This window comes from Bacteroides nordii, assembly GCF_019930665.1.
Classification (GTDB): domain Bacteria; phylum Bacteroidota; class Bacteroidia; order Bacteroidales; family Bacteroidaceae; genus Bacteroides; species Bacteroides nordii.
This window is the reverse complement of sequence record NZ_CP082886.1, coordinates 2651853-2677297: the sequence shown is the minus strand read 5'-3', so window position 1 is coordinate 2677297 and position 25445 is coordinate 2651853. Positions and strand designations below refer to the sequence as shown.

The following is a 25445-nucleotide window of genomic DNA, read 5'->3' as shown; positions in this document are numbered from 1 at the left end:
TGAATTAAATTTGAAGTACTACTTATATGAAATTACATTTATGTTTTAGTCTGATTGTATTATTGTCTTTGGTTTCCTGCCGTAATGATAGAGTCTATTCCGAGTGGAGCTTACAGAATCGTGATACCGGAGAGTACTTAGGCGAGAAAGAGGGAACTTTTTGTTTCGCTGCCGAGCCCTCAGGAGATGATTTCCTTTGGATTATTGAAAGTACCCCCGGAGAAGAGTTTCTGATCAAGAATAAGAAAAGCGGGAAATACCTGCAGTTTGACGGAGAAGAGGTTGTGTGCGTAACTTCTGATGGTAAGGGACAAGAAAACCTGAAATGGAAATATGGTGGATTTGATTTCTTGACTCAGAAGAACTGCGGTTGGTATACACTTGAGAACAAGGCTACTTCACGGGATTTACATCTGATGCGTCGGGGAGATGGAATCGCAATGGGAGCTTCCGATCGTGTAAAAGACTTTAAATCACATTGGAATATTGTACGTGAAAAAGGTACAGACCTTTCTTTTATGATAACTCCGGAGGAAGTGATTGATGCTTCTTTCCTTGGGACAAGAGAAGCTGTTGCTATTTCTGATACGGAAATAGAGTCGAATTATCATGGAGAAAATCGTTGGAAGTTACAAAAAGATATTTCTACATTTCCTCGGTTTACAGCTGAAAACAACCGTATGTTGGTAGCCCTTTATAATATGGCCCTGGAAGAGATGCAGCTTGATATCCGCACGGACAGTACGTTTATGGCAGGCGCTTTATGGCCCGATACATGGACACGTGATGCTGTGTACAGTATCTATTTCTCTTATGCCTGGATACTGCCGGAGGTCTCGCGTAAGACATTAGAAAAACAGACTTTACAAAATCCGAAAGAAGCACTTCAGGATACAGGTAGCGGCGGATCCTGGCCTATTTCTACCGATCGTGTCGTGTGGGCAATGGCCGCCTGGGAATATTATTTGTACACAGGTGATAAGAGCTGGTTGGAATCTGTATACGACGGTCTGAAATACACGGCGTTGAAAGACATCCATGTGACATTTGATGCCAATGTTGGTTTGTTTAAAGGAGAAACCTGTTCGATGGACTGGCGTACACATACCTATCCCAACTGGTTTATAAATTCTGTGATTGCTGATTCTTTTTCCAGTGGAACTAATGCATTACATAAATTCTTTTATCAATTTCTTGGAACTGCAGGGCGTATTATTCAGAAACCGGCAGAAGAGATTGCTATGTGGGAGAAATATTCCGGTCTTTTGAAGGAGAATATAAATAAGTACTTTTGGGATGAAAAACAAGGATGCTATACTTGCTATCTTTATCCGGAATACCTGGGTTACAGGCCGACTCAAAGAGTAGGGGTGATGTCCAATGGTCTGGCAGCTGTATTGGATATAGCGACTACCGGACAGAGTATACAAATGGTAGAGAACTTTCCGCTTTATCCTTATGGAGCTGCCGTACTATATCCGAGTATTCCGGATGACTTTTCTTATCATAACAAGAGTGTATGGCCGGTCTGGGAAACCCCTTATATGTATGCCGCCCGTGATGTGAAAAATACGAAAGTAGTGGAACATATGATAAAATCATTGGTTCGTGCCGGTGCATTATTTTTGACTCACAAAGAGAATATGACCTATGATACGGGTTATGATTGCGGTACGGCATTGAATTCTTCCCGTCAGTTGTGGTCGGTGGCATCTTATATCAGTATGGTTTACCGTGTATTGTTTGGCATGACCATGGAAGAAGAAGGGATTACTTTTACTCCGGTAGTACCCGATCTTGTGGCCGGTAAAATTTCATTGGAGAACTTCCGTTATCGGGATGCAGTACTGAATATCAATATTACCGGAAAAGGGAATACAGTCAAAAAAATTACAGTGAACGGACAAGACCAAAAATTACCTTATCTGTTGCCTGCTACGGCACAAGGAGACTATACAATTGATATTGTGATGACAGCAACACACGCAAGTGATAAAATGAATCTGGTTCAGCCAGGACCTCGTGAGGATTGGTCACCGATAGAACCTGTACTGGAACAAAAAGGACAGATTATTAACTGTCCGGTAGAATCCGGCTTGCGTTATTTCTTGTGTGGCACAAAGATAGAAGATAAAGAAATAACGTTCCCATATGATCTTAGCCGGGAACCTGCCGGCTTTTATTCAGTGTATTCGGTGGACAAACGGGGTTTTAAGTCCGACTGTTCCAATCCGGTGATTAAAACTGACTGGCGGGAAGTTTTTGAAGCGGAAGATGCTGTATCGAAGGGAACGTTCAGTAATGTTCATCCCGGCTATTCCGGGAAGGGATTTGTAGTGGACTTATATACTAAACCGGCAGATGTGGCCTTTACAATTGATGTTCCTGCTGATGGTGATTATGCTCTTGTCCTTTCCGGCGCTAACGGGCACGGTCCGGATGGAACCTACTGTACCATCCGTTCTGTCTTTGTCGATAATGTTGATTCCGGGACATTTATTCTGGAAGCTACAGGTGATTGGAACAAATGGACGAGGTCAAATTATATATTGAAGAATTTGAAAGCCGGACGTCATGTGGTCAGTTTGCGACTCAATCCGGAAGGAAAAGGATTTGATTCTAATATGTCTCATGGCAGGGAAGATGCCAATGATTGCAATCTGGATTACCTGGAGATAAGTCGGATACAGTGACATTGTAATGTCTTCCTGTATGACGTACATGCGTGTAAGCAAGATATGTTAAAAATGAAGGCTGTACAGTATCTTCTACTGTGCAGCCTTCAATTTAAAACGATCTGCGAACCTGTCGCATTTTCATGCCTTCCGAACTTATACGTTCATCGCATTTGCCCCTAACGCTCCTAACACAGCCGAAGCTACTGCTATCACAATTTTTAGGATTTTATCCCAGATTGATTTCTTCATACTTATTTAGTTGACAGTTGACAATTGACAGTTGACAATTGGCTGCGCTATGTAATTGCTCTGTGCTTTCTTAATTTTCTAAGCACTTTTTTCTTGTTGATCATCGTCCCTACACTGCATAGCAACTGTCAATTGTCAATTGTCCATTGTCAATTGTCAACTGTCCATTGTCCATTGTTCTTTAAACTGAAGGGTCTTCTCCCTCTCCTTCGCCCCCTTCTTCCTCTTTCTTCTTCAGCAAGGCTTCCAAGTCATAGAAGTCTATTTTCTCTCCGGCGCGTGTGGTTGTAATGTCCGGTCGGATGCTGGTTGAAGGTCGGAAATTTATTTTCACCGCTTTGATGTTCTTGGCGGTGCACTCTTTTACATCTTCTGTCCCTAAGGTCCGTGCCGAGAGGCTGAACACACCGAAGTTCTTGATATTGACTGACTGTCCGCTGTACAACACTTCCCTCATCGCCTCTACGAAGTTGGTCAACACACTCTGTATGTCTCCTAATGTAAGCGAACTCTTCTCTTTCATTTTGAACGCTACTGCGTCCAGATCCGCATTGGGTCCCGTGGTCACCAATTGCGGGTAGAACTTCTCCACCGCATCCGCCTTTCTCGGGTCTTTTCTTGCAATCTTTTTAAAAGGTACTCCCATGATTTTTTAGTTTTAAAATTTGATTTACCGGTAGGAAACAGCGTAAGTATTCGATAAACTCCCTCGTATAATGGGTAACGTATGTTCATAATATCGTTTATTCATTTTATCGTTCTATGATTTATTGTTACATCAATTCAACCAAAAGATGTGCAGGGTTCTATAGAAGTTGATATTTTTCCTACTAATGGAGCGGATAAAAGGGAGTTTCCCCCCTTTTCCCTTATTTTCCTGTGATAAATGGGATAAAGCGGTATTTTTATCCCTGCTTTCCCGCCATAATTGGTATAAAAGGGTATTCTTTCCCTTATTTTCCCTATTTATCGGGGATAATGAAGATAAAAACGGCACTTTATTCCCTATTTTCCCGTCTTGATTGGTATAAAACGGTAGTTTTCCCGTGTTTAGGCGGGATTTATGAAGGTATCAGGAGTCTTTCTTGGGAGATTCCGGTGGCGTAACGGATAATATCTTGCCACCGGATAACAGATTGTCAGGTAATAATTCGGCCAGATCCATCGAGTAGTCATCGTCATAATCATGTACATGTTCAAGGAAGTAGATCAGCCACGTGCGGAAGTCAGCCCCGGCAGCCTTGCAGCAGCCGAAGAACGAGTAGAGCACCGCCGCATCTTCAGCGGCATCATTATTGCCACAGAACAGGTAATTACGTCTGCCGCACGCGACAGGCCGCACTTTATTTTCTATCTCGTTATTATCCGGTCTGTAGCGACCGTCAAGATGGTATCTGGAGAGTTTGTCGAACCTTCCGTATGTATATTTTATGGCTTTTCCGATAGGACTGCCTTTCATCACTTTGGGATATTCATTGACCAGCCATTTCTCGAAGCGCACAAGTATGGGATATGCAAGACGTGTCCTAAGTTCAGCCCTCTGTTCATAGGTCAGGCGTTCATCGTCAGCCTTGCGCTCCACGTCATAAAGCAGCTGTATCTGTTCGAGCGCATAGTCGGCACGCTGCGTGTCATTCTTTCTTGCCTCCCAAAAATATCTGCGCGCATGGGCCCAGCAGCCAAGAAGGATAATGCCTTTCTTGGCGTCCAGCATCTCGTACCTTTCGTACCCGTCCGTCTGTATGGCTCCCCGGAACTTGCCGAAGAGTTTCAGCACCACCTTTCCACTTCGGGAACCCTTGTCATAGTAAAAGAACTGACGTCCGGTCATGACGCTGCGCACAAGCCAGATATAACCTTTGACCGTCTTGTGTCTCTCGTCATTCATCACGGGGATTGTCGTCTCATCCGACTGTATGTAGTCAGTCTGCATCACCAGATCCCATAATCGGAAGTACAGGGGTCTTAGCAGATCCGCCACATCCTTGAACCAGTCGTTGACCGTTGACGCGGGGAGGTGTACCCCCACACGCTTGAACTGTTCCAGTTGTCTGTGGAACGGTATGTGATCCACATATTTCCCTATCATCATGTCTGCCAGCAATGAGGCGGAGGCATAGCTCTTTGCTATCGGCATGACGGGAAGCGGGCCGGTCCTGAACTCGTCCGTCCCCTTCCGTTTGGCTGTATGGCGCACTATCCTGCGGATATAGAACTTCTCGGGCTCGTGCATAAGGATCTCGGTCACTTCCTCTCCGGGAAGGAGCGTCCACTCCTCCGGATTATACCCTTCGGGATATATATGAACCTCCTCACGCGCAAGATTTTCCGGAAGGGATTTTCTCGTAGGATGTTGCCTCCTCGCTTTTTTACGGGCGATGATCGCTTCTCTGGTAGCCTTCAGCTCCTTTTCCGCTTCCTCTGCGGCTTCAGCCTCCCGGGGAAGCATGTCGAAGCCTTCAAAATCCAGCCAGCGGTCCTGGGCGTCAGGCTTTATGAACTTTTCCGCCTTCTTCCCGTACAACTGCCGTTCAAGATAGGATACACGTTGTTCCAGACTGTTGATTTTTGCTTCCTTTTGGGCGATTATGGCATCCTTGTCAGACAATAAAGCCTCATACGCCTCTTTGTCCGCAGCTTCAAGGGGCTGCGTGGACACCATCTCCTTCAACCGGCTGTTTTCTCTATACAGACAGTCGCATTTGTGCATGAGATCCTTTATCAGTAATTCCTTATCGGTTGGCATAATCGTTTAATTATGATGCCAAGATACTAAAAAACAGCCGGAATACGACATTGTATATGTTATAATTTGTTACAACTACAACCCATGGAAACCACTTCTTTTATAACGCCTGACCTTGCTGCCGTCCATTCCCTGGACCATCATCACAAGGTCATTCCAGAAGGTTTCAATCGCTTTAATCCGACCTTCCTCCGTATTTATGACCGGCAGATGGAAGTGCCCCTGTTCCAGTTTCATGTGGTATATCACCAGACCACCATATTCCATATGGAGGATTTTCATACAGGTACAGTTCGCATTGATAAAAATGAAAGCGTCACCGTCCCGTACATTCTTTCCCATCTGGTTGGTCACGATGCCGCTAAGCGTATAAAAGCTCTTACGCATGTCTGTCGGATACGGGTAAAGATAATATCTGTTGGATTCATTCAAAGAAAACATAGGCTAACGGTTTGAATTCAAAAATATCAGGGTTTGCAATACCTCCGGTGACAAAGGGCTGTTCAAGCGGACTGTGACGCCATTGGGATAGGAGATCTCACATAGCGGCTGGGGAATTGGCGACGGGCTGACCGGAGGTGCAGACAGCAGGGATTTCTCCTTATGGGGAAGACTGACCTGCCCCTTACTGTTTACCTTGACCGGGATAAAGCCGCCTTTGCGCAACAGCTTGGAACGCCACTCGTAGAAACGTTTGGGACGAATACATTCATTCGAACAAAAATCTATAACTGAAAGTCCGCTCGACTTGAAACGGGCATAAATAGATTCAAAATCTTCCATGGTCCATTGATGTGACATAACGATTGAGCTTTTTTACTTTGGCTACAAAAGTAACATCACATTTTTAGAATGAAAGGGGGAGTTTATCGAATACTTACGAAACAGCGCTTCTTTTCCTTTCCGATGTGACAAAGATAACCTCTTCCATAAGAGTGGGTGAACGTACTTTTTTGTAGATTATTCTGTATTGCAAATACTTTGATTCATAGTTGTTTATATTGTGTTATAAGCTTGCTGATGTCCGTAATATTTGTTATATTTGAAGAACGAAAAAACAACTAAAAAGCATATTGTAATGAATGAAAATGAAGAAGAGACGAAGTTTGTCGTCAAGTCCTACCTCAAAGCCGACCTTGCCCATCTGTATCACCCTAACCTTCCCATTCCCTATGCCATGTGTAAGCTCCGGGGTTGGATCCGTAAGAACAAAGAGCTCCATAGCCTCCTTTATCAGGGTGGGGAAGGGAAGAACGACCACTCCTATACCCGCCGTCAGGTCAGCCTGATCGTCCGCTACCTCGATACCCCCTGATAAAATATTTGTAAATAAAACGCCCTAATATATTATGCCCCGTGACAATATATTCCATGCTACATTAGAATATACGTTACGGGGCATGATATGTATACTTATCTAATTGAAACGCAGATTAACACAGATTTTCGCAAAGAAAAACAGGTATAAGATAAAGAATAACAGGATTTTAATCTGTGATCATTTGCGTTAATCTGCGTTTTATCCGGATAATAAAAACTCAGTGAAACTCCGTGTTACTCTGTGGTGAATCCCCTTCCTCAAAACGGTAGCTCCTCCTGTCTCTCTCCCTTTCCTTCTCCCTTCTCCATTCTCCCTTCTCCCTTTTCTTCAACTCTCCTGCTGTTCGCACTCACCTGATCGGGTGTGAACTCTATCACCGCGTATTCCGTTATTCCGCTTTCGTTCATCCTTTTAGGGAATCCGTCCCTTTCCAACACCTGTACCAGTACCTGCTGTGTCTGCCTGTTCGCCTGTATACGTCCGTACAAACTGATGGTTCCCATCAGTGCTGCCGCAGGCCTCCATTTCACCTCAATGTCCGTGGGGGTAGCCGCCCGGTAATAGACGTACAGATTCTCCTCCACCGGCTCCTTCATGCGGTGCTGTTCGTTCCGTTTGTTCAGTCCTGTAATTTCATCTCCCTCGTACCAGTACCGGTATCCGTTCTGTAAGAGATATATTGCCTGTGCATATACCCCTTCATAGTCTACCGGTGTGTGGAAATCAATCTCCGTGAGTACGGATAGCAGAAACCTGCGGTTTCCTCCCATGTCCTGCATGCACTGTCGGTTGTTGGTGCTGGCAATGAACGATGCCCTGCGGGTGTACCGTTCCGCCTGTACGTCGTACACCTTCCGCTCCGTCACGCTCTCCTGTGTGATGATCCGTTTCAATGCCGCTATGTCTCCCTGTTTCGCCCCTTCAAACTCCTCCATGTTGATGAGCAGCCGGTTGGACAGCAGTAGCAGGTCATCCTTGTTTCCCGGGTCTATCATCCCGTTGCGGTAATATTCTGCGAGTTCGGGTGGCAGCAACTTCCTGATCCAGGTGCTCTTTCCTTTTCCCTGTTCGCTGTATAGAATGAGCACATACTGGTTCACCGCCTCCTCCTTCAGTGCGCATGCCACCATACCCACGATCCATCTTCTCAGGCTCTCCTTCCAGAAGTCCGTGTCCTTTGTTTTCACCGTATCCGCTAACTGTCCGATGTAGTCCGTAGTCCTGTTCCAGGGTTTCAGTCCGTAGAAATAACTCTCAAACGGGTTGAAGTTCTTCGCATAATTCGAGTCTATCACCGCTTTGAGATAGTTCTGGAAACAGGATATGCCCGCCATTTGGAGGTTTACGAATATCGAGTTGTAGTCCTTGTTTCTCAGTGGCCGGTATTTTCCTTTCATCCCGGACGCATTCTCCTCAAAGTCGATAAACTCCAACCGTTCCAATATCGTATTTCTGCGTATGTCATAATGTGCTTCCAGATATTCCAGTACCTGGGTGATGACCGGTTTCTTATCCTCCTTTTTCTTTTCCGCTTCTTCGGTCTTGTTCGTATAGAGGTATGCGTTGTGTATGGGGGTGGCTATATCTATCTCTGCCTCTGCGAAATCCTGCCGTACCAACTGCTGAACGCTTTTCTCGTTCAATCCCTTCTTGTAGCATCGGTTGCCTAAGGTGTAGAGAAAAGTGTTTCTGTTTCCCGGTTCGAACTTCTCCGAGCGGCGGGTGGTTTGTAATGCCTTTCTGTACTCTAACTTCTCCCAGGGTTCTACTGTGCCCGTTTCTCCGTCTTCAGAAGCCTGCCCTTTACTCTTTTCCTTTTTCCTTCCGGGCTTTTTCTCCTTCTTTTCCGGAGGAATAATGCTCGTTTCTACCATCTCTATCTTTTCCATCAGCTCTGTGTTCAGATAAGCCTGCGTATCGAACGATGTGAAGAAGCCCCGTCCGATGTCCTTTCCGCTTTTGTCCACGGGTATTCCCAACCGCATTTCAATGTGTTCCTGACATGCCTTGTACATCTGTGCGTGGTAATATTCCAACTGCTCGTATGTGATCTCCCGGGTTGAGAATGTTGCCTTTCTCATTTTGCAGGCCCATGCCGATTGCAGGTATACAAATACCTTGAATCCATGTCGTTTGGGAGTGAGAAAATCCGCCAGTACGTCCGGATCGCTTTCAATGCGTTCGCGTAGGGGGCCTATCTGCTCGTCTTTCAGTTTGTCTATATCGATGGTGATCACCGGGTTGTAGTTTTTGATACTGTACGCTAACCTCTCCTGGTGGTAATTGGCCGTCAGTGTGAGGTAGGGTAGCTGCTTCTTTGTCCGGTCCGCTTTCTCCGTCTCACCTTGGTGTACAAGCTTTTCTATCCGTTGTACGATTGCCAGGTTTTTCCCTTCCCGTATCTCTTTTATCACTTGCGTGAGGGTGGTTTCTCCTGCCACGGTGCTGTAACCGTTGTAGGTGGTGATTGTGATGTCTTTCATGGTATTCGTTTTTTTTAAGCTGTTTGTTTGTGCCCAATGTTTGTTTGTCTTGAGCGGTACAAAGGTAAACAGTAGATTTCAAAAAAAAGATTAGACTTTTCCGGTGAAAAAGCCTAATCTTCCAAGGTTGTTTTTAACTTTTTATTGTTTCGGATCGTTGAGTGCCTCTTCCTCCGCTTCGGCTATGTCCCGGATGGATTTATAGATTTCCGCCTCGGCACTTTCTTCTTTCAGATTGCCTTTCCCTTTTGTTTTCGGGAACTTGAAAAACAACGATAATATCCTTGCTATTTTTCTTACATTCTGATTCTTATCCTTTTTTTTCTGTTCATGCGCTTGCCTGGCAAATGCCTCTAAGATGTTCTCTTTCTGATCTTCTATCGGTATTTTTTCCGATAATGCCAGTTTCACGCTTGCAACTAAACGTTCCGTATCGATCTCCGTTCCTTCTGTGATAATAATGGACACTTTTCCATCTATTACCGTCACTTTTTAAAATTTGTAGTTTTAATCATAAATGTCTAATAATGGTTTTAAAATAAAACATAAATTAATATTTACGATGCGAAATTAATGGTTATTAGCATGGAATACAAGTTTTATGAGAAAAACTTCAATATTTATAAAATATATCCCCGTGTATTAAATAGAGGGTAGGGTACCCTACCCTCTATTTAATACACGGGGATTTTTCTTTTAAAAAAAGAAGAAAATACGCGTCTGTGCGTGTGTAGCACGTGCGTACATTATTATAGGGAAAAGAGTATAAAGGGGGGGAGAATCCGGTAAATGCTAATGGGGTGTCGATGAAATTATAAAAGTGTTTCAATAGACGTTCGTTTAATGGCACAAAGTTAAAACGTATATCTGGAATAACAAAATATTCTTATAAATATTTTTTTGTTTTTGAAAGTTAAAGGTGCAGATTCTTTATATTCAGCGGTTTATGTAATTGATAAAATTAGTTATTTGATGCATTATTCTGTAAGAATGCCCAGCCGTAAATCTCCCCAAATTGGTGTTTCATTAAACGAACGTCTATTGAAACGCTTTTTGCTTTCAACTGACTCGTTTATAGTATTTTATCTGTCAGTTAATGAACAACTACAGAAAACTATTAGAAAAGAGAGATGCAAATATTGCTGTATATTACACGAATGCGTCGCAAGTGATTGAATATCAATAGTGTATAAGATATTCAAAGCCCCGAAAGAACACCCTTTTTTGAACTACTCATAGAAAAATGGAAGCGGATAAAGAGACCGAAGTCTGGTATGCCATGCGTGCCACCTACCGTAGAGAGCCTGATGCCATGCGACTGTTTGCGAAGGAACATATCGACTATTTCGTTCCCATGCAATATAAAATAAGCATCAAAAACGGGAAAAAAGTCCGTGTCCTGGTTCCCGTCATCTACAATTTGATTTTTGTTCATGCCTGTCCTTCCGAAGTGAAACGTGTCAAGTCCATGGTTGCTTATTTGCAGTACATCACCGATACCCGAAGCGGTCAGAAGATAATCATCCCCGATCAAGAGATGCAACGTTTCATTGCCGTGGCCGGTACTTACCATGAGCAGCTCCTTTACTTCCGTCCTGATGAATTGAATTTGTCCAAAGGTACTAAAGTCCGTGTCACGGGTGGTGACTTCGAGGGTCAGGAAGGCATTTTTCTGAAAGTGAAGGGTGCCCGTGATCGTCGTCTGGTCATAAAAATCCAGGGTGTCATCGCTGTTGCCATGGCGTCCATCCATCCGGATCTGATAGAAGTAATTAAATAATTCAAATTCCTAAAATAGTATGACTCTTTCCGAAGAAGCCGCCTCTCTTCAGCGCGCTGCGCATGAACTGATGTATTTGGGTATGGACGATAGTCCCATCTATAGTGATGATTTGTCCCGTCGTAACAGTGAGGTTTACCGTTTGACCACCGCTTTGTATGACTCCGGTGCCAAAGGCTCCACCCTTGAAGAACAGGCCCATGTCTGCTTAGCTCTCCTGATGGGTTACAATGCCTCTTTCATCGATTACGGTGAAAAGCAGCAACACATTCAGGAAGTTCTGGACCGTTGTTGGGATCTTCTTGATGCCCTTCCCGCTTCCTTATTGAAGCTCCGTCTGCTAACCGTCTGCTATGGTGAAGTGTTTGATGAGCCTTTGGCGGATGAAGCCCGTGCCATTATCGCTTCGTTGGATTCCACATCGCTTACTGCTGAAGAGCAGGAAGCCATCACAGAATTTCAGAATGTGGTGGACAATCCTTATCCGTGGGAATATATAGACGAGTAGAAATAGTATGCATAGTTATATCGAATTCCCATTGAAGAGCTGAAAAATCGGAAAAATATACAAAGAAAGTTTTATTGAATAGCAATGAATGTTTTAATAACAGGTGGAGCCGGATTTATTGGCTCTAATTTATGTGAGGCGTTACTTGAGGATGGTAATCAGGTGACTTGTTTGGATAATTTTATGACAGGTCATATTGAGAATTTGTTACCCTTGATTGATAAATACCCTATTACATTTAAATTAATTGTAGGTGATATACGCAAATTGGAAGATTGCCGGAAAGCAGTGGAAGGTAATGAGTACGTTCTACACGAAGCGGCTCTTGGCTCGGTTCCCCGTTCTATAAAAGACCCTGTCGCTACCAACGAAGTGAACATCTCCGGTTTCCTGAATATGCTGGTTGCTGCCAGAGATGCAGGCGTGAAACGCTTTGTCTATGCAGCCAGTTCTTCTACTTATGGTGATAGCAAAAGCCTTCCGAAAGTAGAAGATGTGATAGGTAAGCCTCTCTCTCCTTATGCGATTACTAAATATGTAAACGAACTTTATGCCGATGTCTTTGCCAAAACTTATGGTATGGAGTGCATTGGTTTGAGATACTTCAACGTATTTGGTCGAAGACAAGATCCCAACGGAGCATATGCTGCTGTGATTCCTCTTTTTGTAAAGAAATTGATGAATCATGAATCGCCGGTTATTAATGGTGACGGAGAGTATAGCCGCGATTTTACTTACATCAAGAACGTGGTGCAGATGAACCTGTTGGCATTGGAAACTATCTCTTCTGAAGCGGTTAATCAGGTATACAATACAGCTTTTGGAGAACGTACCACTTTAAATCAATTGGTTGATTATTTAAAAGAGTTTCTAAGTGATTTTGATCCGGAAATAGCCAATATCGAAATACTGCATGGTCCTAATCGAATAGGCGATATCCCTCATTCTTTGGCATGTATAGACAAAGCCAAGGCTCTTCTTAACTATACCCCACAATATAGTATGCGTAACGGATTGAAAGAAGCGGTTGCCTGGTATTGGGAGAACTTGAAATAGATAAAACATAGATGATACATATATGGATACTAAAATTTGTGTGATCGGCTTAGGTTATGTTGGCTTGCCGTTGGCAAGATTATTTTCAACAAAATACAAAACGGTTGGTTTTGATATGAATTCAAAGCGGGTAGAGGCTCTAATGGCAGGACATGATTCTACGCTTGAGGTAAGTGACGAACTGTTGCAATCTGCCATTGCCGGTGGTTTCACCTGTACCTCTGATATAGAAGATATCAGAGATTGTAATTTTTATGTAGTGGCAGTTCCCACTCCTGTCGATGTAAATAACAATCCCGATCTGACACCTCTTTATGGTGCGAGTACCACTGTAGGTAAAGTGATTTCCAAAGGAGATATCGTTGTTTATGAATCAACTGTCTACCCGGGTGTTACCGAAGACGAATGTATTCCGGTGGTAGAAAAGGTGTCTGGCTTGAAATTCAATGAAGATTTCTTTGCCGGCTATTCTCCCGAACGTATTAATCCGGGTGATAAACTCCATACGGTAGAGAAAATCAAGAAAGTAACTTCGGGCTCTACTCCTGAGGTAGGGAAAAGAGTAGACGCAGTATATGCTTCTGTTGTAACTGCCGGCACACATTTGGCACCTACCATGCGAGTGGCTGAAGCTGCAAAGGTGATTGAAAACTCACAGCGTGATATTAATATTGCTTTCGTAAACGAATTGTCTAAGATATTCACTCGTATGGGTATTAACACATTGGATGTACTTGAAGCTGCAAGTACTAAGTGGAACTTCTTACCTTTTAAACCCGGTTTGGTGGGTGGTCATTGCATTGGTGTAGATCCTTATTATTTGGCCCAATGTGCACAGCGCTACGGTTATAATCCTGAGATTATTCTTGCAGGACGTAGGATGAATGATGGTATGGGAGAATATGTAGCCAACCAAGTGGTGAAATTTATGTTAAAGAAAGGTATTCAGGTATTGAATTCCAGCATATTAATACTTGGTTTTACCTTTAAAGAGAATTGTCCGGATGTACGTAATACGAAGGTTATTGATATTTATAAAACATTACAAACGTATCATATTGATATTACAGTTTATGATCCTTGGGCCAATCCGGTTATTGCACAGCATGAATATGGTATAGAAGTTATCAATGAATTGCCTTCTGCGAAATACAATGCTGTTATTTTAGCTGTGGCACATAAAGAATTCTCTGATTTGGATATCATGTCGTTAGTGAATGATGTTCATGTTATTTACGATGTGAAAGGTTTCATAAATAAAAACATTATTGATGGAAGTTTATAGTAGGTCCAAATGACGAAATTAAGAGTTCTACATATTATACCATCATTCGACGTTGGAGGAGCTGAAAAAGTGGTATTGACCTATTTGCAATCTGCAGAGAGTACAAATATTCAGTTTCGAGCAATTTCTTTATATGCAGATAGAAATACAATTTATAACAAGCAAATAAGTAAAGAAGGATTGGATGTTATTTATTTGGATAAACATTTAGGATATGATTTTGGAATTATTTTAAAAATCCGTAAACAAATAAAAGCATTTGATCCTAATGTAGTTCACTGTCATTTAAGGACAATGAAATATATAATACCTGCGATGATAGGTTTGAATAAACGAATTAAATATTTTTATACGTTTCATAGCATAATCGAGTCTGAGAATAAGGGGTTGGTGGATCGTTTTTTTAATAAGATTGCTTTCCGTTTTAGTCATATTGTCCCTATAGCATTGAATAATACACAATTGGCAAAAATAAATAGATATTATTCTATTTCATCGACCCGAATAATACCTAACTCTATAGATGTAAAAAGGTATGTTGTTGATGAATCTATACGGAAACAGAAACGTTCAGATTTGAATATTGATGATGAATTTGTATTAGGACATGTTGGGAGATTTGATTTGGTTAAAAATCATTCATTTATTCTTGCTGTTTTTTGTGAGCTCATTAAGGTAAATAAAAATTCTAAATTACTATTAGTCGGAGGGGGAAGTTTATTGGAGGAAATTAGAAGTAAGGTGGTAGAATTAGGACTGTTGTCTAATGTAATATTTGCAGGTTCATGTTATGACATTCCTTCTTATATGCAAGCTATGGATGCTTTTATTTTTCCATCCTTATATGAAGGTTTGGGAATTGTGGCTATAGAAGCACAAGCATCATCTTTACCGTGTTTAGCGTCAGATAAGGTTCCTAGGGAAGTGAAGATTACAAACCTTTTAGAATTTGAATCATTAGATGCACACCCGCAAGTGTGGGCTGAAAAAATTCTGTGTATGGCAGAAGTTAATGTGAGAAAAGATATGAGTATATTCATATCCAATGCTGGCTATTCTATAGAAAAAATGATGCAACAACTCGAGAATTTATATAATAATGCATAAAGATATAAGTAGACTGAAATTAGGGGTACTGTTTTTTTCCTTTTTTTCTATTTTATCCCTTCCATTAGGTTATCTGAGAAATTGGTTATTGTCTAAGATAAGTGTAGAAGCAGTATCTGCTTTTGCTTTGATAAACATACTGATAGGCTTGATAAGTACATTCTTTATTTTTGGGGCGACTAATGTATATTCTACTTTTTTACCTAAAATAGATGAAAAAGCAAAGCAATTTCGATTTGTAGTTAGTAGCTATGTAAATTCCATAGTACTAATGTTAGTAATGTTCTTAATATTTTATTATTTATATCCGTATTTACCGAAAGAGATTATTGGAGAATTAAGAATTTCTAATTGGTGGATAATGTTCTTTTTTACTTTCTTTTTTGGATTGGCTCAAGTTGCTGTTAGTGCCCTTATCGGTTTGCGCGAATATAAATTATCTGCATGCTTAAGTAATAGTCAGATTTTTGCTGTTACCACTTTTTTACTCTTGGTTTTAGGAGGATATTTTTCTTACTTCAAGGGAAACGAGTTAAACAGTTTTTTTCTTTTAATAGGTTCAGTTTGGTGTATAGTCTTTTGTATGGCTATTTTTGCTCTAAGTAAAAAATTACCTGTTTCGTTTAAGTGGTTTTTACCACAAGGATATTGGAGTCAAGCTATATTTATTCACTTAGGTACAATTTTGACTTTTTTATATTTATATGTAGATCAGATTATCGTTTTGAGTTATCTAGGCGCTAATGAGTTGGCACAATATTTTTTAATCGTTCAAATAGCCAGTCTTGTTACTTTCATTCCTATAAAACTTGGAAATGTTTTTCAATCAACTTTTGCGTCACTTTTGCGATGTAACGGAAAAGATGAAAATGCACAGTTGACAAAACAATATCATAAAGTGGCTAAATATACGCTTCTTTTGACTTTTTCTATTGCTTTGACTTTTATATTGTTTAATAAAGAGGTTTTAGGACTGTTTGCAAATAAAATAGCACTCAATAATTGGTGGTTTTTATTATTGATATTAAGATATTTCATAGGTAGCTTAGGAAATGTACATGCTATGATTATTATTGCAAAAGAAAAAAACAGGTCATATTTTACAATGAATGCAATAATGGTGCTTCTGCAAATTATATTATCTGTATTATTTGTAACGCGATATGGTATTTTAGGTATAATTATTGCCTTTATAATTACTACTGTCGTTGCTCAAATAAATTTAATTTATCTGCTAATATACCAATGTAAGATAAGACTTTTTAGTATGAGAACATTGGGTGTTTTATTTATTGTTCTGTGTTTTTTTGTTGCGTTAAATCATTATGATATTGCTTTTGTAATTCGTTTGTGTCTTTATTTATTGTCTGTACTGCTTTCGTTGAAGATATTAAATGTGAATATAAAACCGTTACTTTTTTTCTACAAAAAATGAAAAAAATATTACTGAAGATATATAGGGTGTTGTTTCCATTCCCTTATGTAAAATATTGTAGCCAAACTATTTATGAGGTTTTGTTGGGCTGTTTGAGAATGTATGAGACCACAAAAGAAAGTAAATGGGAGAAACGTTGTGATAAAGTCGTAGCGCTATTGAAACATATACAACGGCCGGACGGTGGATTTGATATTGGTTATGATTTTAATTTTGGCATGTTGCATAAGAAAGGAGATTCGACTTCACCTGAATTGGTAGGGTTATTGGCATTAACGGAATATGCACGTGTTTTTAATAAGTATGATGAAATAGAACCCTATGCTGCCAGAGCTGCAGAGTGGATAAGGAAATTTGCCCGGAAAAAAGGAGAAAATATTTTTGCAATTCCTTATTCGCCATATAATACAAAAGAAATAATGGTTTATAACGGTACGTCGTTTGCTTGTGGTGCTCTGGGATATTATTTAGGTGTATATAAAATTAAAGATCAGGAATTGAATGACATTTATAAAGGTATGATCAATTATCTTGAGAAATCCATGTTTGCAACTCACAGCCATTCAGGAAAATTCTGGTATTATCCGGTGCAGGATCGGACAGATCTTTCTACTGAATTTCTGGGTAAGATTGATTATTATCATCAAATGCAACAAGTTGAAATGCATTCGCTGGCACAAATGGTGAGTTTTGATACACTTCAAGAAGACATAATAAGAAATGCTTCTGAGCATATTATTTCTCTATCTGATGACTTTGAGATACCACCTTACACCAATAGCGATCTTTTTTTTAAAGGTTATATTCATACCTGGGGTTTATGCTCGGTCGCTTCAGGATTAATGATGGCTCAGATAAGTTTGAAACAAAAAATAAATGGGGCAGATGATCTGATAAAGAAGATTATTAATTGGATAGTGAAAAATGCATGGAATGGAACTTATTTTTATCCGATTTTGAATACTGAAGGTATTCCACAGGAAAAAAAAGATATGATTCGCTCGGATGCTTGGGTTTTTAATACTTTCTGCTGCTACTATCAACAAAACATTCAATGTGGTTTTGATGATATTATTGAAAGTTGTTATCTTAATATGGAAAAACATAATTTTTCCGGACCGGAGAGTCATGCACAGCATAAGCAAAAGGGATTATTATTTATGCGAAATTTGCTCCGTCATATAAAATGAAAATACATTATGAAGGTAATTATATTTGCAAATTTAACATATAAACCGATAATTGGTGGAGTTGAAAACTCACTTCACTATATGTCTCAATCTGCATTGGAGATGGGATATGAATCGGTTATTTATGTTAGTGATCTATCTAAAAATAAAAATGAACGGTTACCATTATTTGAAAGAAATAATCGAATAAACATATACCGTTTCAGGAAAATTCATACTGTTAATCTTTTTTTCTTTCTTGACTCCGTGTTTGCTGTTTATTCAGCTTGGATTGGATACCGGCAGTTGAAAAAAAAATATGGAAAAAATGTTCGAATTGTAGCACGCCACCATATTATGGTATGTGCTGCAATATTGGCAGGTATGGAGAATGTTGCTTATATAGTTCCAAGTATGGTTAAGGGGCTTAATGATAGGAGGAGAGAAGGGCTTTCTTTTAAGGAGAGGTTTAAAGAGTGGCTTTTGATAAATATGAATATCCGTTTGGACGTTTGGTTACAAAATATAGCTTTTAATAGATGCGCGGACTGTTTTGCCTTTAGCTTAAATATGAAGTCTCAAATAGATAAATTAGTAAGCCGAAGAACAGTATCTGTGGTAAAACCCGGTGTTGACACAAATGTTTTTAAATTTGATCCGGAAAACAGATGGAAAAGTAAGATAGAACGAGGTTTGGAAAATACATTTATTTTTCTATGTTTGGGACGAATTATTGAAGCAAAAGGTTTTTCTGATGTAATTTGGGCCTATGATAATTTGCCGGATGAAGTAAAAAGAAAATCTAAAGTTTTAATAGTTGGAGACGGACCTGATAAACCAAGATTGGTAAAAATAGTTAAAGAAAAGAAACTGATTGATAGAATACTATTTTTTGATGCAACTTCTTATCCTTATGAATTTTACAATTTATCCGATTGCTTCATGATGACTTCGCGTTATGAAGCTTTCGGGCAAACACTTTTAGAAGCCATGTCGTGTGGGTTACCTGTTGTAGGTTATAAATCTGATGGAAATAATATCTTGACAGCCACCAATGAGTTGGTTATAGAGGGAGAAAATGGATTATTATGTGCTTTTGATGTTTTAGAACTCTCAAATAGTATGGCGACAATATGTAATAAATCTAATGATGAGTTGGAAAAGTTTGCATTGAGCAATATCGACAGAATGAAATATGAGTTTAATTGGGAGAGACTGATTGATGATACATATGCTTAGCAGACTTATTTAGAAAATGATTTTTTTTGCAATTGCGGTGCTATACCTTTTTTTTATTTTATCTTGTTTCTGTATATCTTATATTATTTTTGATACGATAGTGGAGAGGAAAAAGGCACTGAAAATATTTTTATTGTCTTCTTTATTATATTTTATTTTTGCCTTATTTGCGTATTGGGCGTATGCAATAAATAATAATTCATTCTTTCAATATCCTGATCAGGAGAATTTCTATGAAATGAGTCAATATTTAGGAAGACTCCCCAATTTGAAATCTATTTTTGATGGTTGCTTTACTGATCAGGTATATCTTATCTTAACAGAAAATCAAGGAGCTTATTTTTATTTAGGTATCACCTCCTATTTTGCGAATCATTGTTTAGGAGGTAATAATGTTCTTTTTCAAATATTGAATGTTTCATTTTTGGCAGCATTAATACCTGTCTTTGTTTTCCGTATATTAACTACTTTTGTTTCTGTGAAAAGGGCTTTTAAAAGTACAATTGTTTTTGTTTTTTGTTCATATATATTTTATTATTCACCTTGGATATTGAGGGATATACATATCGCACTATTATATACAATTGGTTTATCTTTGTTATATTCTTCTTTTAAATTTTATCGGCTATTGGTGTTGTGTGTATTGGCCTTTATTACATTTTATTTTCGAGTAGAACATGGGCTATTCATGCTTTTTATGCCATTACTTTATGTATACGAGCAAACTAAAGGAAGTAAAATTGTTCGTTATAGTTTAATTACCATAGGTGTTGTTATAATGCTATGCTTGAGTGTTTTAATTATTCCTGATATAATGGCTTTTCAGGGAACTTTAGAACGTTATCAACATACCACTCAGGCGGTAGCAGAGGAAGGTGGGTTGGGGAAACATATTTATCGATTACCTACGGGGATAAAAGAACTTGTAATCATATTATATTCTCAAATGTTTCCTTTTCCTTCATGGAACTTAGTGGCTGATGCTAAAGATTTCCCTCAGTTAATTATCGGTTTAACACAGATGATAGCTCCTGCGTTTTGGTTTGTTGTATGGTTTTGTGTTATTCAAATTATTCGTTTTAAGGATTATCGGAAATCACTTCCTAATATTCTTATTCTTTCAGTGTTAATCTTTTTGTTTTTTTTATTAGCGAATTCAAGTAATATTAACCCCCGTCGACTTATTTGTATGTATCCCGTTCTCTATATTTTTTATGTTATGGCAAAAGAAAGATACCCTTTTTATATAGTAAAGAACCAAAAAAGAGGTTTAGGTATCTACTTCATGTTATGTATTGCCTATTTATTTATGAAATTGTGAAATGATGAGGCAGATTTGTGTATTTATTGTTGGGGGTGGTAGTGTTGTATCCGGAACTTTCTCGGATCATGTAGTAATAGGAAGAAATCTTGCAAGAGTGATAAGATGAGAAATAGAAGGAATGTCATATTCTTATCTCCATTGTTTCCTACAGGAGGAATTACAAGTTGGACTAAAAATATGTTGGAGTATATTCAGCAGGCGAATATTCAAAATGTGATTCATGTAGACGGTTCTATTAAGTATAAAAGTCCGAATAAAGCCCGTCATCCGGTTTATAGGTTGATAAGTGGAATAGTGGATACTTTACGTATCTTTTATTTGCTGACTACAGGATGTTTAAAGCATCATCCTGCTGTGATTCATATAGCTACCCCAGGGTCACTTTCTCTATGTAAAGATGTGTTTTATCTTATTATAGCCAAGTGTTTTAGGGCGAAATGTATTTTTCATTATCGTTTTGGTCGGATACCAGAATTAAGTGAGCGCAAAAACTGGGAATGGAACTTGTTATGCTTTAATATGAAACATGCATACCGGATTATTGTTATAGATGCTCCTTCCTATAAGGCTTTATGTGATACCGGGTTTGAAAGTAAAACAAGACTCATAGGTAATCCTTGTTCGCCTAAAGTAGCTTTGTTGGCAAATCAAGATGTGGAAGAGAAACAAAAAAATCATTATGTTTTTGTAGGGCAGATAATAAGGACTAAAGGAGTATATGAATTATTAGATGCTTTTTCTCAATTGAGAAATGAGTTTCATTTGACTATGATAGGTCCTTATGATGAAAAAATAAAAAATGATTTGTTGACTATTTCCCAACGGAGAGAGGGTGACTGGTTTTGTCTCTTGGGTAATCAACCATCGGAGGTAGTACTTGAATATATGAGCAAGGCCGATGCTATCATACTACCATCTTATACAGAGGGATTCCCTAATGTAGTACTTGAGGCGATGGCGATGGGGTGTCCGGTGTTGGCTACTCCGGTAGGAGCCATTCGGGATATGATAGATGCGGATAGTGAACAGGCTGCTGGGATATGTTTTGAAGCAAAATCGGCGGATGCAATAATAGAAGTGCTTGATAAGTTTTCCGGTGTTGATAATCATCTTGATTATGCTATTAACGGAAAGAGAAAAGTACTGGCATGCTATACCATGAAATCGATATTCTCACAATATCAAAAGGTGTGGTATGAGAGATAAAATTTAATAGAATCAGACTGTTTTTGATGAAAATTTCTTTAGTTACCGTAACTTTTAATAGTTACCGAACTCTTCGTGATACCATTCAATCTGTTTTATCTCAGACTTATCCGGATATTGAATATATTATTGTAGATGGCTGTTCTCAAGATAAAACCATTGATATAATAAAAGAGTATGAACCTTTGTTTCATGGCCAACTAAAATGGATCAGTGAGAAAGATAAAGGTCTTTATGATGCCATGAATAAAGGTATCCGGATGGCTACCGGAGATATTATCGGCATTATTAACTCGGATGATTTTTATCATAGAAAGGATACTGTAATGAAGGTTTCTGAAGCCTTCAAGAATGATGATATACAAGCTGTTTATGGAGACGTGCGTTTTGTAAATCCTCAGAATTTAGATAAAACAGTACGTTATTACTCTTCTAAGAGGTTTACTCCTGAGATATTTCGATTTGGTTTTATGCCTGCTCATCCCACTTTTTTCACTTATCGAAAATATTTTGAAGAGTTTGGTTACTATAAGACCGATTATAAAATAGCTGCTGATTATGAGCTCCTTATTCGTTTCTTGTATGTACATCAATTGAAAAGTCAATATTTGCCATTCGATTTTATGAAAATGCGTACAGGGGGTACCAGTACCGCATCTATAAGAAGCAATATTTTATTGAATAAAGAGATAGTCAGAGCTTGTAAAGAAAATGGTATTTGGACTTGCATGCCGCTTTTATTCTTGAAGTATTTAGTGAAAGTATTTGAATTGTTATTGGTAAAAGAATGAATATACTTATTACCGGTGCTCATGGTTTTGTGGGTTCCAATCTTATTATGGCTTTAAAAGTTCATCATACTCTTTACGGCCTTGATATCATTGCTCCCGAGAAAGAGGGAGTGATGAAAACTTTTCTTTGGAAAGAGATAGAAGCATCTTGTTCCTTATTTCAAAAACTACCTCAATTTGATGCTATCATTCATCTTGCAGGTAAAGCTCATGACACGAAAAATCAATCAATTGCCCAATCTTATTTTGATATCAACACCGGCTTAACTCAGAAAATTTTTGATTTCTTTCTTCAATCTTCTGCCAAGAAATTTATCTTTTTCAGTTCTGTAAAAGCTGCTGCCGATAGCGTTGTGGGGGATATACTCACCGAGGATGTTATTCCAACTCCTGTTGGTCCTTATGGAGAAAGTAAAATCAGGGCAGAAGAGTACATTATTAATAAATTGACAGTTGATGGTGAACAATTGACAGTTGACAATGGACAATTGACAGTTGCTATGCAGCATGATAGCGCAGCTAATTGTCAATTGTCCACTGTCCACTGTCAATTGAACAAGCAGGTTTATATATTAAGACCTTGTATGATACATGGGCCGGGAAATAAAGGGAACCTGAATTTGCTTTATAATGTGGTGAAGAAAGGCATTCCGTGGCCTTTGGGAGCTTTTGAGAATCGTCGTTCGTTTACTTCGATAGATAATCTTTGCTACGTGGTAGAAGGACTATTGACGAAAGACGTTCCGGGTGGTATCTATCATATGGGGGATGATGAAGCGATGTCTACTAATGAACTGATAACTATTATATGTGAAGTAATGGGAAAGAAATCTCGCATTTGGAAAATAAATAGGGGGATAATGGAAGGATGTGCCGGGATTGGTACTTTATTTCATCTGCCTTTGAATACAGAACGGCTTCGGAAGCTAACGGAGAATTATGTAGTAAGTAACGCAAAGATAAAAGCAGCTTTGGGGATAGATAAAATGCCTGTTACTGCAAAAGAAGGACTGATAAAGACAATAAAGTCCTTTGAATGATTTACAATTGGACGATTTACGACTTACGATTAAAGATACTTTTTAAATATATAAAGCTGTGTATTATTTAATAATCTTAGTTCTGCTCTTCTTAGCAGAACTTTTTTATTTTTATATCGCTGATAAATACAACATCATCGATAAACCCAATGAGCGTAGTTCACATGCCCGGATCACTTTACGGGGTGGGGGAGTTATCTTCTATTTTGGCGTATTGGCTTATTTCCTTACGAATCATTTTGAATATCCCTGGTTCATGCTTGCCCTGACATTGATCACCTTAATCAGTTTTATTGATGATATCCGATCTACTTCTCAGGTATTACGATTGGTGTTTCATTTTTCGGCTATGGGATTGATGTTTTATCAATGGGGATTATTCTCTCTTCCCTGGTGGACAATCCTTGTAGCGTTAATCATTTGCACAGGTATTATCAATGCTTATAACTTTATGGATGGCATCAATGGGATCACGGGAGGATATTCTTTGATCATACTTGGAACTTTAGCATTTATTAATCATTCGGTTGTTTCGTTTGTTGAGCCGGATCTTATTTATACAATGCTGTGTGCTGTGCTGGTTTTCAATTTCTTTAATTTCCGAAAGAGGGCGAAGTGTTTTGCCGGAGATGTGGGGGCGGTTAGTATTGCATTTACCATTCTTTTTTTGATTGGGAGGTTGATTATTCAAACCGGGGATTTTAGCTGGATTATACTGTTAGTAGTGTATGGGATAGATAGTGTGTTAACTATTGTTCATCGATTGATGCTGCATGAAAACATTGGTTTACCTCACCGGAAACATATGTATCAGATTATGGCTAATGAACTGAGAATACCTCATGTGGTGGTGGCATTGATTTATATGATGATGCAGGCAATTGTTGTAATAGGGTATTTGATATTACGGGAATATGGATACTGGTATTTATTGGGTAGTGTCTTTTTATTAAGCATGCTATATCTATTATTTATGAAGAGGTTCTTCTGCTTACATAAATTCAATTAATCCTTATTATCTGAGAAAGAAAGATTTGTAAATTGAATAAAATGCATTACCTTTGTTTTCAAAGAAAAATTTCTATGTCAGCAAATGAATGTATAAATGCGTTTTCCAGTCATCTTTTTTGGGATATACGAAAAGAAGATATTGACCTAGAACAGTATCCTAAATACATAATAAAAAGGGTGCTGGAATATGGGATGTGGAATGATTGGATAATAATTCGTTCATATTATGGTTTGCCGAAAATTGTAGAGGAGGCAAAAAAAATGAGGGAATTGGAACCTCGTGCTTTGGCTTATGTTGCTGCAATATCAAATACTCCTAAAGAAAAGTTCAGATGTTACACTTATCAACAGTCGATTCCACAACACTGGAACTTCTGAAAAAGTTGCAGAGTATACCTATACTTCATAATACTCGTTTGGTAGGAGGTACTGCGTTGGCTTTACAAATAGGGCATCGAAAGTCTGTCGACTTAGATTTCTTTGGTACAGTGGATGCAAGTAAGGATGAGTTGACGATGGCTCTGGAACAAATCGGCTCGCTGGTTGTTCTGAAAGAATCACCGCATATTCATATATATCAGTTGAATAATGTTAAGATTGATGTCGTCGATTATCAATATTCCTGGATTGACGATGCAGTGGTGATGCAAGGTATCCGAATGGCAAGTTTAAGGGATATAGCAGCAATGAAGATTACGGCTATCATTGGTAGGGGAACTAAGAAAGATTTTATTGATATTGCTTTCTTGCTGCAGCGCTTTTCTATAAATAAGATATTAGATTTCTATTCTCAGAAATATCCTGATGGTTCCACTTTTATGGCAATGAAAAGTTTGGCATATTTTGATGATGCCGAAGAAGATATAATGCCGTATATGTTGACTGATATTTCATGGGAGAAGATCAAATCCCAGATACTATCTGAAATTTTCTAAGGTATTTTACTAATACGATACAAGAAATAATATGCCGATACATCTCTTTTCACAAGAGACATATCGGCTTTCTTTTTCATCC

General features: G+C 38.9%; 24 protein-coding genes. 17 read left to right on the top strand and 7 right to left on the bottom strand.

Annotation, left to right across the window (positions count from 1 at the left end):
- The first annotated feature begins 26 nt into the window (after nucleotides 1-26).
- Nucleotides 27-2693, top strand: a complete 2667-nt coding sequence (locus K8P02_RS10770) for a carbohydrate-binding protein (RefSeq protein WP_025867617.1) — start codon at nucleotides 27-29, stop codon at nucleotides 2691-2693.
- A 138-nt stretch (nucleotides 2694-2831) separates the two neighbouring features.
- On the opposite strand, the gene K8P02_RS10765 is transcribed toward K8P02_RS10770, so the two are convergent.
- The 5 genes from K8P02_RS10765 to tnpA form a co-directional block, all read right to left on the bottom strand.
- Complete coding sequence (locus tag K8P02_RS10765) at nucleotides 2832-2927, bottom strand: smalltalk protein (RefSeq protein WP_007486699.1); 96 nt, start codon at nucleotides 2925-2927, stop codon at nucleotides 2832-2834.
- Between the two features lie 181 nt (nucleotides 2928-3108).
- Nucleotides 3109-3573, bottom strand: coding sequence for an HU family DNA-binding protein (locus K8P02_RS10760; protein WP_025867616.1), 465 nt, complete (start codon nucleotides 3571-3573; stop codon nucleotides 3109-3111).
- Between the two features lie 426 nt (nucleotides 3574-3999).
- Nucleotides 4000-5673: an IS66 family transposase gene (gene tnpC / locus K8P02_RS10755; protein ID WP_032542125.1), complete on the bottom strand. Its 1674-nt coding sequence runs from the start codon at nucleotides 5671-5673 to the stop codon at nucleotides 4000-4002.
- Between the two features lie 75 nt (nucleotides 5674-5748).
- Nucleotides 5749-6114, bottom strand: coding sequence for an IS66 family insertion sequence element accessory protein TnpB (gene tnpB / locus K8P02_RS10750; RefSeq protein WP_025868342.1), 366 nt, complete (start codon nucleotides 6112-6114; stop codon nucleotides 5749-5751).
- Nucleotides 6115-6117: 3 nt separating this feature from the next.
- Nucleotides 6118-6474 (bottom strand): IS66 family insertion sequence element accessory protein TnpA, encoded by a 357-nt coding sequence (gene tnpA / locus K8P02_RS10745; RefSeq protein ID WP_025868341.1) that lies wholly within the window; start codon nucleotides 6472-6474, stop codon nucleotides 6118-6120.
- 277 nt (nucleotides 6475-6751) lie between these two features.
- Here tnpA and K8P02_RS10740 point away from each other — a divergent pair, with 277 nt between their 5' ends.
- Nucleotides 6752-6988: a DUF4248 domain-containing protein gene (locus K8P02_RS10740; RefSeq protein WP_007486702.1), complete on the top strand. Its 237-nt coding sequence runs from the start codon at nucleotides 6752-6754 to the stop codon at nucleotides 6986-6988.
- 263 nt (nucleotides 6989-7251) lie between these two features.
- Here K8P02_RS10740 and K8P02_RS10735 read toward each other — a convergent pair whose 3' ends face one another.
- A complete protein-coding gene (locus tag K8P02_RS10735) occupies nucleotides 7252-9477 on the bottom strand; it encodes a VapE domain-containing protein (protein WP_223382330.1) in 2226 nt (741 codons plus the stop codon).
- A gap of 141 nt (nucleotides 9478-9618) precedes the next feature.
- Nucleotides 9619-9966 carry a hypothetical protein gene (locus tag K8P02_RS10730; protein ID WP_025868328.1) on the bottom strand — a complete coding sequence of 116 codons (348 nt, stop codon included), beginning with the start codon at nucleotides 9964-9966 and terminating at the stop codon, nucleotides 9619-9621.
- A 754-nt stretch (nucleotides 9967-10720) separates the two neighbouring features.
- On the opposite strand from K8P02_RS10730, the gene K8P02_RS10725 reads away from it, so the two are divergent.
- The 15 genes from K8P02_RS10725 to K8P02_RS10655 all read left to right on the top strand — a co-directional run bounded on the left by K8P02_RS10725 (nucleotide 10721) and on the right by K8P02_RS10655 (nucleotide 25363).
- Nucleotides 10721-11257, top strand: coding sequence for a UpxY family transcription antiterminator (locus K8P02_RS10725; RefSeq protein ID WP_122200643.1), 537 nt, complete (start codon nucleotides 10721-10723; stop codon nucleotides 11255-11257).
- A 19-nt stretch (nucleotides 11258-11276) separates the two neighbouring features.
- On the top strand, nucleotides 11277-11765 hold the full coding sequence (locus K8P02_RS10720; RefSeq protein WP_223382328.1) for a UpxZ family transcription anti-terminator antagonist: 489 nt from the start codon (nucleotides 11277-11279) through the stop codon (nucleotides 11763-11765).
- Nucleotides 11766-11849: 84 nt separating this feature from the next.
- On the top strand, nucleotides 11850-12821 hold the full coding sequence (locus tag K8P02_RS10715; protein ID WP_025867567.1) for an SDR family oxidoreductase: 972 nt from the start codon (nucleotides 11850-11852) through the stop codon (nucleotides 12819-12821).
- Nucleotides 12822-12843: 22 nt separating this feature from the next.
- Nucleotides 12844-14106 (top strand): nucleotide sugar dehydrogenase, encoded by a 1263-nt coding sequence (locus tag K8P02_RS10710; RefSeq protein ID WP_025867568.1) that lies wholly within the window; start codon nucleotides 12844-12846, stop codon nucleotides 14104-14106.
- A gap of 9 nt (nucleotides 14107-14115) precedes the next feature.
- Nucleotides 14116-15213 (top strand): glycosyltransferase, encoded by a 1098-nt coding sequence (locus K8P02_RS10705; protein WP_025867569.1) that lies wholly within the window; start codon nucleotides 14116-14118, stop codon nucleotides 15211-15213.
- Nucleotides 15206-16648, top strand: a complete 1443-nt coding sequence (locus K8P02_RS10700) for a lipopolysaccharide biosynthesis protein (protein ID WP_223382326.1) — start codon at nucleotides 15206-15208, stop codon at nucleotides 16646-16648. Before K8P02_RS10705 ends, K8P02_RS10700 begins: the two co-directional genes overlap by 8 nt.
- On the top strand, nucleotides 16645-17838 hold the full coding sequence (locus K8P02_RS10695; RefSeq protein WP_223382324.1) for a hypothetical protein: 1194 nt from the start codon (nucleotides 16645-16647) through the stop codon (nucleotides 17836-17838). Before K8P02_RS10700 ends, K8P02_RS10695 begins: the two co-directional genes overlap by 4 nt.
- A gap of 9 nt (nucleotides 17839-17847) precedes the next feature.
- Nucleotides 17848-19056, top strand: a complete 1209-nt coding sequence (locus tag K8P02_RS10690; RefSeq protein WP_025867572.1) for a glycosyltransferase family 4 protein — start codon at nucleotides 17848-17850, stop codon at nucleotides 19054-19056.
- A gap of 100 nt (nucleotides 19057-19156) precedes the next feature.
- Nucleotides 19157-20377, top strand: coding sequence for a hypothetical protein (locus K8P02_RS10685; protein ID WP_155921465.1), 1221 nt, complete (start codon nucleotides 19157-19159; stop codon nucleotides 20375-20377).
- 105 nt (nucleotides 20378-20482) lie between these two features.
- Nucleotides 20483-21586 (top strand): glycosyltransferase family 4 protein, encoded by a 1104-nt coding sequence (locus K8P02_RS10680; protein ID WP_081768143.1) that lies wholly within the window; start codon nucleotides 20483-20485, stop codon nucleotides 21584-21586.
- A 26-nt stretch (nucleotides 21587-21612) separates the two neighbouring features.
- Nucleotides 21613-22377 (top strand): glycosyltransferase family 2 protein, encoded by a 765-nt coding sequence (locus K8P02_RS10675; RefSeq protein ID WP_025867575.1) that lies wholly within the window; start codon nucleotides 21613-21615, stop codon nucleotides 22375-22377.
- The gene (locus K8P02_RS10670; protein ID WP_223382322.1) at nucleotides 22374-23417 is read left to right on the top strand and encodes an NAD-dependent epimerase/dehydratase family protein; all 1044 of its coding nucleotides are present in this window, start codon (nucleotides 22374-22376) and stop codon (nucleotides 23415-23417) included. Before K8P02_RS10675 ends, K8P02_RS10670 begins: the two co-directional genes overlap by 4 nt.
- A 58-nt stretch (nucleotides 23418-23475) precedes the next feature.
- Nucleotides 23476-24426 carry an MraY family glycosyltransferase gene (locus K8P02_RS10665; RefSeq protein WP_025867576.1) on the top strand — a complete coding sequence of 317 codons (951 nt, stop codon included), beginning with the start codon at nucleotides 23476-23478 and terminating at the stop codon, nucleotides 24424-24426.
- A gap of 74 nt (nucleotides 24427-24500) precedes the next feature.
- A complete protein-coding gene (locus K8P02_RS10660) occupies nucleotides 24501-24806 on the top strand; it encodes a DUF6922 domain-containing protein (RefSeq protein WP_025867577.1) in 306 nt (101 codons plus the stop codon).
- Nucleotides 24761-25363, top strand: coding sequence for a nucleotidyl transferase AbiEii/AbiGii toxin family protein (locus K8P02_RS10655; RefSeq protein WP_044158310.1), 603 nt, complete (start codon nucleotides 24761-24763; stop codon nucleotides 25361-25363). The genes K8P02_RS10660 and K8P02_RS10655 overlap by 46 nt, the downstream gene beginning before the upstream one ends.
- The last annotated feature ends 82 nt before the right edge of the window (nucleotides 25364-25445 follow it).

What these genes read in the sequence shown, in the direction of transcription:
- K8P02_RS10770 (WP_025867617.1), top strand. Translation starts at nt 27, where the DNA reads ATGAAATTACATTTATGTTTTAGTCTGATTGTATTATTGTCTTTGGTT.
- K8P02_RS10765 (WP_007486699.1), bottom strand. Translation starts at nt 2,927, where the DNA reads ATGAAGAAATCAATCTGGGATAAAATCCTAAAAATTGTGATAGCAGTA.
- K8P02_RS10760 (WP_025867616.1), bottom strand. Translation starts at nt 3,573, where the DNA reads ATGGGAGTACCTTTTAAAAAGATTGCAAGAAAAGACCCGAGAAAGGCG.
- tnpC (WP_032542125.1), bottom strand. Translation starts at nt 5,673, where the DNA reads ATGCCAACCGATAAGGAATTACTGATAAAGGATCTCATGCACAAATGC.
- tnpB (WP_025868342.1), bottom strand. Translation starts at nt 6,114, where the DNA reads ATGTTTTCTTTGAATGAATCCAACAGATATTATCTTTACCCGTATCCG.
- tnpA (WP_025868341.1), bottom strand. Translation starts at nt 6,474, where the DNA reads ATGTCACATCAATGGACCATGGAAGATTTTGAATCTATTTATGCCCGT.
- K8P02_RS10740 (WP_007486702.1), top strand. Translation starts at nt 6,752, where the DNA reads ATGAATGAAAATGAAGAAGAGACGAAGTTTGTCGTCAAGTCCTACCTC.
- K8P02_RS10735 (WP_223382330.1), bottom strand. Translation starts at nt 9,477, where the DNA reads ATGAAAGACATCACAATCACCACCTACAACGGTTACAGCACCGTGGCA.
- K8P02_RS10725 (WP_122200643.1), top strand. Translation starts at nt 10,721, where the DNA reads ATGGAAGCGGATAAAGAGACCGAAGTCTGGTATGCCATGCGTGCCACC.
- K8P02_RS10720 (WP_223382328.1), top strand. Translation starts at nt 11,277, where the DNA reads ATGACTCTTTCCGAAGAAGCCGCCTCTCTTCAGCGCGCTGCGCATGAA.
- K8P02_RS10715 (WP_025867567.1), top strand. Translation starts at nt 11,850, where the DNA reads ATGAATGTTTTAATAACAGGTGGAGCCGGATTTATTGGCTCTAATTTA.
- K8P02_RS10710 (WP_025867568.1), top strand. Translation starts at nt 12,844, where the DNA reads ATGGATACTAAAATTTGTGTGATCGGCTTAGGTTATGTTGGCTTGCCG.
- K8P02_RS10705 (WP_025867569.1), top strand. Translation starts at nt 14,116, where the DNA reads ATGACGAAATTAAGAGTTCTACATATTATACCATCATTCGACGTTGGA.
- K8P02_RS10700 (WP_223382326.1), top strand. Translation starts at nt 15,206, where the DNA reads ATGCATAAAGATATAAGTAGACTGAAATTAGGGGTACTGTTTTTTTCC.
- K8P02_RS10695 (WP_223382324.1), top strand. Translation starts at nt 16,645, where the DNA reads ATGAAAAAAATATTACTGAAGATATATAGGGTGTTGTTTCCATTCCCT.
- K8P02_RS10690 (WP_025867572.1), top strand. Translation starts at nt 17,848, where the DNA reads ATGAAGGTAATTATATTTGCAAATTTAACATATAAACCGATAATTGGT.
- K8P02_RS10680 (WP_081768143.1), top strand. Translation starts at nt 20,483, where the DNA reads ATGAGAAATAGAAGGAATGTCATATTCTTATCTCCATTGTTTCCTACA.
- K8P02_RS10675 (WP_025867575.1), top strand. Translation starts at nt 21,613, where the DNA reads ATGAAAATTTCTTTAGTTACCGTAACTTTTAATAGTTACCGAACTCTT.
- K8P02_RS10670 (WP_223382322.1), top strand. Translation starts at nt 22,374, where the DNA reads ATGAATATACTTATTACCGGTGCTCATGGTTTTGTGGGTTCCAATCTT.
- K8P02_RS10660 (WP_025867577.1), top strand. Translation starts at nt 24,501, where the DNA reads ATGTCAGCAAATGAATGTATAAATGCGTTTTCCAGTCATCTTTTTTGG.
- K8P02_RS10655 (WP_044158310.1), top strand. Translation starts at nt 24,761, where the DNA reads ATGTTACACTTATCAACAGTCGATTCCACAACACTGGAACTTCTGAAA.